This is a genomic window from [Clostridium] ultunense DSM 10521 (genome assembly GCF_000511955.1).
GTDB lineage: Bacteria > Bacillota > Clostridia > Tissierellales > Tepidimicrobiaceae > Schnuerera > Schnuerera ultunensis.
This window is the reverse complement of record NZ_AZSU01000004.1, coordinates 92,490-100,253: the sequence shown is the minus strand read 5'-3', so window position 1 is coordinate 100,253 and position 7,764 is coordinate 92,490. Positions and strand designations below refer to the sequence as shown.

General features: G+C 30.5%; 10 protein-coding genes and 1 pseudogene. 3 read left to right on the top strand and 8 right to left on the bottom strand.

Translation table 11 applies throughout. The annotated features are described in order from the left end of the window. Positions 1-284 (top strand): transposase (locus tag CUL_RS0111930; protein WP_025641924.1); only part of this gene is annotated, 284 nt, incomplete at its 5' end. Positions 285-745: 461 nt separating this feature from the next. Continuing rightward, entirely contained in the window at positions 746-2,371 is a 1,626-nt protein-coding gene (locus CUL_RS0111925; RefSeq protein ID WP_025641923.1) for an ISL3 family transposase, read from the top strand. A gap of 120 nt (positions 2,372-2,491) precedes the next feature. On the opposite strand, the gene CUL_RS19960 is transcribed toward CUL_RS0111925, so the two are convergent. From CUL_RS19960 to CUL_RS0111895, 8 genes and pseudogenes are all read right to left on the bottom strand, one after another. Then, a complete protein-coding gene (locus CUL_RS19960) occupies positions 2,492-2,647 on the bottom strand; it encodes an ATP-binding protein (protein ID WP_081722850.1) in 156 nt (51 codons plus the stop codon). Further along, complete coding sequence (gene tnpB, locus CUL_RS20220) at positions 2,622-2,786, bottom strand: IS66 family insertion sequence element accessory protein TnpB (RefSeq protein WP_081722849.1); 165 nt, start codon at positions 2,784-2,786, stop codon at positions 2,622-2,624. The genes CUL_RS19960 and tnpB overlap by 26 nt, the downstream gene beginning before the upstream one ends. Positions 2,787-2,789: 3 nt before the next feature. Next, entirely contained in the window at positions 2,790-3,137 is a 348-nt protein-coding gene (tnpA, locus tag CUL_RS0111920) for an IS66 family insertion sequence element accessory protein TnpA (RefSeq protein ID WP_025641921.1), read from the bottom strand. A 213-nt stretch (positions 3,138-3,350) separates the two neighbouring features. Next, positions 3,351-4,559: a M20 family metallopeptidase gene (locus tag CUL_RS0111915; protein WP_025641919.1), complete on the bottom strand. Its 1,209-nt coding sequence runs from the start codon at positions 4,557-4,559 to the stop codon at positions 3,351-3,353. A gap of 170 nt (positions 4,560-4,729) precedes the next feature. Continuing rightward, positions 4,730-5,815: pseudogene (locus CUL_RS0111910) on the bottom strand (Sapep family Mn(2+)-dependent dipeptidase); the annotation flags it as partial. Positions 5,816-5,827: 12 nt separating this feature from the next. Beyond that, positions 5,828-5,953 (bottom strand): hypothetical protein, encoded by a 126-nt coding sequence (locus CUL_RS19955; protein ID WP_269077333.1) that lies wholly within the window; start codon positions 5,951-5,953, stop codon positions 5,828-5,830. A gap of 15 nt (positions 5,954-5,968) precedes the next feature. Next, the gene (locus CUL_RS0111900; RefSeq protein ID WP_025641915.1) at positions 5,969-6,172 is read right to left on the bottom strand and encodes a hypothetical protein; all 204 of its coding nucleotides are present in this window, start codon (positions 6,170-6,172) and stop codon (positions 5,969-5,971) included. Between the two features lie 434 nt (positions 6,173-6,606). Beyond that, on the bottom strand, positions 6,607-7,188 hold the full coding sequence (locus CUL_RS0111895; RefSeq protein ID WP_025641914.1) for an MFS transporter: 582 nt from the start codon (positions 7,186-7,188) through the stop codon (positions 6,607-6,609). Positions 7,189-7,333: 145 nt separating this feature from the next. Between CUL_RS0111895 and CUL_RS0111890 the strand changes: the two genes are divergently transcribed. After that, positions 7,334-7,600: a transposase gene (locus tag CUL_RS0111890; protein WP_025640467.1), complete on the top strand. Its 267-nt coding sequence runs from the start codon at positions 7,334-7,336 to the stop codon at positions 7,598-7,600. Positions 7,601-7,764 lie beyond the last annotated feature (164 nt).

Sequence of the window (7,764 nt, the reverse complement as noted above, 5' to 3'; positions counted from 1 at the left end):
GTGTATCAAGTTGGCGTAATAATTGGGCTGAATTATCAACATTTTTCAAATATCCACCAGAAATTAGAAAGTTAATGTACACAACAAATACTATAGAAAATTTTAATAGACAATTAAGAAAAGTAACAAAAAATAAGACAATATTTCCAACAGATTTTTCTTTAGAAAAGAGTCTCTATTTAGCAATGGTAAATGCTACATCCAAGTGGACATCAAGAATGAGAGGTTGGGATCAAATACTTGCTCAGTTAAATATTTTCTTTGAAGATATTTTGAGTAAATAGCAAAAATAAAATGTGGATTTGATGGATAATTGCTTTGCAATTACCCACAACCCCACATTTGCTACTACTATCTTTTTATCTCCCTCAATAAAGAAGCTGTAAAGCTTGACAGCTTAGTTTTATTGTGTAAAAATATACTAAACTTAGTAAGCTTAATTAACTTTCTTATTGAACCTAATAAATTAAGATTTTAATCTTAAAATAGATTTTAAAATTTGTCAAAATTCCTTAATCTGGAATGACGAAACACAAATTATTTCACACTATCAAACTAAAGAATGGTTAGAAGAAACTAATTAATTTTTTATAATTAGTGGCCTGGTTTTCGATTATAATATGGCCTAAATTTCAGGTTCTCTTGCAATTTTGGTGATGACAAAAATGGAAAATATTTATCAATGACTTTAATACATCTTCTTTAATATAATTTAAACATAATTATTATATTAAAGGAGATAAAGATGGAAGATATAAGGATTATACATCAGTTTGAAGAAGGTAATAAAACATTCATCATAGCAGAAAGTGTTAAAAAGTACTGTAAATGTCCTAGTTGTGGAATAGTTTCGGATAAGATACATTCTAAATATACTAGAAAGATGTTTAATGGTTCATTAGATGGAAGCCCTCAGGAAATTATATTAATAGCCAGAAAGTTCAAGTGTAAAGAAATATTTTGCAACCAGGAGGTTTTTACCGAAAGATTTGATTTTATAGATCCTTATGGACGATTACCCAACAATATTATTGAGATAATCAAGATCCTGGGGCTATCAACCAGTGCAGAAAAAGTTTCTAAAATTATGAGTAAGCTTGGAATTAAAATTTCCCATGATACCGTATTAAGGACTTTAAGAAAGTTACCAAAGGGTTTAAATAAAATTAATGAATCCGTTACTAATATTGGAGTAGATGATTTTGCTTTTAGAAAAGGCAAGAATTATTGCACATTAATATGTGACATGGACAAAAGAAAAGTATTAGATATACTACCGAGTAGAAATAAAAAAGACCTATCAGAATGGCTGAAAAACTACCCTCATATTAAATTAGTAAGCAGGGATGGTTCTATAACATATGCATCTGCCATTAAGGAAGCTTTACCAAAAGCAGAACAAATTTCTGATAAGTTCCATCTAATAAAAAATCTTCTAGATTCAATAAGCCAATATATTAAAAGGAAGTATCCAAGAAAACTAGTAATCTCAAGCCGCAATGATGATATGTGTAAAAGTGACATAGGTAATCAGAATAATGTAATTGTAATTGATAATAGAAATCTGAAAAATAGAATTAGAGAAGAAAAAATATCCGCTAAATGGAATTTAATGATGGAGATAAAAGAAAAACACAAAGCTGGGATATCTGAAAGACAACTTGCTAAAGATTACTCAATATCTAGAGAAACCATAAGAAAATATATAAGAGCTAAAAAACCTGTTTATTGGCCTTCTGGCTATAAGAGAGGAAGCAAATTGGATCCATGTAGAGAATTAATCGTGGAATTATTGGACAACGGTAATACCCATGAGGAAATATTAAATATTCTAATACAACAAGGTTATGATGGTTCAAGGTCTTTAATTTCAACTTATATAAACAAAAATGGACTTAAGAAAGGAATATATGACGATAAAAAAGGTATAAGTTACGATGAAAATAAAAGTGAAGGGAGAAAGAAAAGTATTTCCATACACACTGTAACTAAAATAATATGTAAAAACGATTCCAATCTTACTAAGGACGAGCTCAATATTTTAGAAAGCCTTAAAGAAAGCTACCATAAGCTTGTAGAATTAAAAGAGCTGATTGAGAATTTTAAGGGTATGTTCTTAGACAACAAATTACCATTGGAAAAATGGATGACAAAAGCAAGGGAATTTAATATTCCTGAATTAAATTCTTTTGTTAATGGAATTAAAAGAGATATAGATTCAGTCAAAAACAGTTTTACTAGTAGCTATACAAATGGATTGCTAGAAGGAATAATCAACAAAATAAAAGAAATTAAGCGTATGAGTTATGGAAGATGCAAGTTTGATCTTTTGAGGATAAAGGTATTCAATCACCAGGAAATATTTGGTTAAAATACTAATAATTCTTATGTGCTTAATGAGGCTACATTAAAATCACCAAGTTTGCAAGAGAACCTGAAAACTGTACCATATTTCAGTCGAAAACTGGGCCAGTTGAAATAAAAAGATTAACTACTTTAACCACTCTCTAGTTTCTTTTATTCTATAAAAATCACCGCTCATATTTATTACATAAGATTTATGGGTCATTCTATCTATTAGGGCGGCAGTTAATACTTCATCATTAAATATTTCATTCCATCTATCGAAAGATAAATTCGTAGTTATTCAGGAATAGTGCATTTTCAAATGGATTTAGTTTAAAGTTTTCTGATACTATGACAGAAAGTCCATCTATGGATTTTCTCATATCAGTCTTAACGCAGGCAATGTATATCCGTATATCATCTGGAAATTTAATTCTCATAGCCTATTTACCAATTAAATTAAGTACTATCCCTAATGTATTTGGATCTGCCCCATTTAGAATTTCAATTTCGTTTCCATTTGAGTGAAGGATAGCACAAGTACCTTGGTTGTTAGATTTAAGTTCAGAATAACTTGGTTTTACTTCTACAAATTGTGCTTGTCCTGTAACAGCTAATGTTCCAGCTTTAATTAAGGTTTCTTCTCTAATGACTCTTTGCCAATAGTAGAATTTACCATGTGAAATATTGTTCCCTCTACACCATTCTCTAATTGATAAGCCACTTTCACTTTGATTCTTAATTATTTTTTGCCACTGAGCTTTAAGCATTTCATGTTTTGATGCTTTCATAGTAGTCAAACTATCATCTCCCTACTGTTCTAATGTTGACAAAGTTGCTTTATTAACATTAAAAGTATTTTGTAGGGATATTATCTCATGTTGCATGATACTTTTAAATCCATGAGATTATTGTACGCTTACAATACAAATTAGCTTTTTTATAAATAATCTATATCATTTGGTTTAATGAAGCCTACAAAAAAACATCCCTCAGGGTGTTTTTTATTTCTCTATTACATTACAATACTTACAAATAATATTGGCATAAATCAGAACTGCAGGATAGAGTTGATTAATATCAATGTGTTCTATTGATGAATGTGCTGTTTCTAAATCACCAGGAGCAAAAATAATAGTAGGTATTTTGGCATAACTGCTAATCAAACCTCCATCGCTCCAAGCTGGAAAATAAGTCTTTTTTGGTTCATCGACTAAAACATCTTTAACAGCTTCAGAAGTTATATTGACAATTTCATGATTTTTATCTATATCCATGGCTTCATGTACATAACCATCTCTCATTAAACTTTCATCCATAACTCTTATATTACAATTAAAGTTTTCAATACTTTTGCTTAAATCCTTAGCCATATCATCAAATTGTCCAATAATATCCTCATATTTTTCACCTGGTAACCACCTGCGGTCTAGTTCTATGTAACAGTCTCCTGCAACACTACTAGGCTGACTACCACCGTATATTTTACCAAAATTAAATGATCCTTTTCCTATTATTTCATGATTAGTTTTTTCAATATATAAAGGCAATTTTTTATTTACATAGTTTATAAAAGCAACTGCCATATCAATAGCATTTATGCCATCTGATTGTCTCCCTCCATGAACTGTTTCTCCTTTAAAAGAAACCTCAAGCCATTCAAGTCCTCTATGTGCAACACAAATATCTAAATTAGTGGGTTCTCCAACAATTGCAGAATCTGCCTCTATTCCATTTTTTATTAAGTCGATTGCCCCTTCACTATTATGCTCTTCGTCAATTACACCTGCAAATATGACATCCCCATCAAGTATTACACCTGATCTTTTTATCGCAATCATAGCCAAAGCCATACAAGCTAATGGACCTTTCATATCTACTGATCCTCTGCCAAATAATTTTCCTTCTTTAATGTATGGGACACAAGCATCTTTCATATCATATGATGGCACAGTATCTGTATGACCTATCAAAAGTAGGTTTTTACCTTTACCTAAACCTTCAAGTTTGGCTACAACATTACATCTTCCATCAACTACATGAATAATTTTAGATTCAATTCCTTCAGTTTCAAAAAGCGTATGAAGGTATTTTGCTACATTAGTCTCCTGATTATTAATTCCAGGATAACTGGGGATTGAAATAAGGTCTTTTATGACTTGTATTATTTCATCTTGTACTATATAAGGCTCTACATCTATAATATTCAACATATTTATCTCCTTCTTTACTTCTAATTATATTGTTATTTAAAATGGCCATAATTGGCCATTACAGCAATTATTCTAATTATTACATATATATGGGCACCCTAAATTTAGACTTCTTCATTTTTACTTTTTCCATCTATGTTCTCTTCACTTTTTTTATATCTACTAGTTAGTTAACCTTTTAAACTTTCTTTACTAAGTACAACTTCAGCTAGATAATAAGAGAATAGCTTTGTTGCAAGTATTAAATTATCAAACTTAGTTCTTTCATTTGCTTCATGACATAAATCTTCCTCATTTGGAAAAACTGGCCCCCAATATACTGAGTTTGGCAATGCCTTTGCATAAGATGTTCCATGACCTAATTTGAAACAACTAGTCCAAGGAGTATTATCATTATAGATATCTTCCATTAGTTTAACAAAAGGTTTATTACTATCTATATATAAAACGTCCATGTAGTCCTCAATTTTAAATGTATAACCATAACTATCACTATATTTAGAAAAACCTTCTTCTATATCTTCTTCATAAATTCCATAAGTTTGCCTAATATTATAGAATAACTTATATCCATCCTCATATGTTTCCATAAAGGTAATAGCCATCATAGTCTTATGCATATCTTCACCATTTACATACACATTCCCCTTTGCCAACCCAAAAGAAGCTCCTTCAAAGTCACCAGCTGCAACTTCATTAATAAATTTCACAACATAGTAAGCACCATTATTTATTAAATCAAGTTCTTTTAAGAAATCTGCCAATATCCAGATAGCATTGACTCCCTTTTCTGGAAAACTAGAATGAGTTGCTACACCTTTTGCCTTTACAATAACTAAATCTCCTTGTTCTTCAATAGACACTTCATTTTCTGGACATCTTTTCAAATAATTAGATAGTGCCTTCTCAATCTCAACTTTATTTCCTCTTAATTTACCAGATGCTATACTAGGTATACTATTAATTGTAGGGCCACCATAAAGCTCAACAATCTCAACACTTCCACTTTCCCCTATTCTTTTATTAAATCTAAGTTCAACATCAGCATAGCCTTTCTCTCTGTTACCTATTGGAAAATCACCATCTGGTGTAAATGAAAAATCAGGTAATTGACAATTTGCTACATATGCGTCTATATCTATCCACTTAACTTCTTCCTGAGTTCCAATAATAAGTTGAACTTTCTTATTCGTATCTATTTCCAACTCTTTTACTGCCATCATGGCATACAAACAACAAAGAAGAGGTCCTTTATCATCTCCACATCCTCAGCCCCATACACAACCATCTGCTAAAGTTGCTCTATAAGGAGGATACTTCCACTCTGACTCATCTCCTGCATCTACAACATCTACATGAGCTAGCATCCCTAGAGTCTCGTCTCCCTCTCCCATTTCTATTATTCCTATTTAATCATCGAGTATTGCTTCTGCTTTTAGTCCATATTGTCTTGCTTTATCAATACATAGGTGTAATGCTCTAATAACTTCGTCTATATCTTCTGATACACTAGGAATAGATAATAAATTGTCTAAATCTTTTAAAAACAACTCCTTACGTTCTTCAATGAATTTATCAATATCTTTCTTGTATTTATTATATATTTTAAACACCTCCTAGTATTAAAATAATTTCTACAGATTGTAGCTTTGATAACGTTTTTTAATAAGTATTGTATAAAACCTTATTGTAAATAATTTTATCAAAATTTACTAACTTACACATTATCCAAATCGTCGTTTATTTTACATTAATTATACATAATATATATATGTTATATTTAAGCAATCATTTGAAAATTTGTAGTTATTTATTTTCAGGTAGCTATCTTTACATTAAATAGGCTCATTGGACAGACTTACAAGATAGACTTTAATTTGACTTTTACTTAATATAATTATTTTTTCTATGTTTTAATATATACATCAAGTCTATTCCCTATATAGATATTGCAAGAATTGAGTTATCTTTGAAGTAAAAGCCTTAAAACATTAATGTTTCAAGGCTTTTTTGAATTGATTACTTTACTTATGTAGATTGAGACAATTTATTCTGCTGAAGAATCAGTATAATCTGGAATCTTTTTGGCAGCTTTCGCCATAAAAATACTTAGGATCATAGCAATTGCGCAAAATACAGCAAGACATACGAAAATATAAACATAGCCTTTAATATCTCCAAATTTATCAATCCAATTTCCAAAGATTGTGTGCATAAATAAATCTGGTGCATAAGCAAAAATAGAACATATTCCAACTGCTGTGCCACCATAAGCAACAGGAATCTTTAATTCATTTAATATTGACCACATTATACCATACATCATAATACCTATTGCAGAGGTAATCATAGTTACCATAATAGCTCCCGTTTTTCCACTCGGACCTCCAGGAACAAGCATAACGCTCATAAATGATAGTCCCAAAACTGCAAAACCAATTACATAGAATTTTAGGGTAGACTTCAACAATTTATCTGCAATATATCCTCCTATTGGCGAAAGGAAAAACATTACGTATGTTCGAATAATTGCTATCATACCGGCTTCTGTAACATCCATGCCAACTTTTGCAGTAAGGTAAGGTGTAAAGTATGATGAGCATGAGTAAACTGCATACATTAAAAACATTAAAATAGCACTTCCCCAAACAAATGGGTTTTTAAGAACCTCAGGTAAATCCTTAAATTTAAATTTATCTGATGTTAGTATATAAGTATGGACACTAAATAAGGTTTTTTATATACTACTAAATGAGGAAGGAAGTGTCCATAAAATGTCTAAAAGAAAAACTTATACAGATGAATTCAAAATAATGATTGCAGAGTTAGTATTATCAGGAAAAACAGTTAGGGAAGTAGCAGACGAATATGGCCTAAGCCAAACAGCAATACGTAATTGGGTAAAGAAGAAAACACCGATAGATGTAAAGGGAGATACCACAAATCTTGAAGAAATTCTAAAAATCAAGAAGGAAAATGCAAGACTTAAGGAAGAAAATGATATATTAAAAAAAGCTATGGCCATATTCGCAACCAAATAAATCCTGATATTATATTTGAAATAATAAAAGCTAATTCTAAGGAACACAGCATAGATACTATGTGCAAGGTGCTAAAATATCCTAGAAGCACCTATTATGATAAGCATAAGGAAAAGCCTGGAAACAAGTGGAAAACTCTTAATAAGAAGCTTAGAGAAGATATT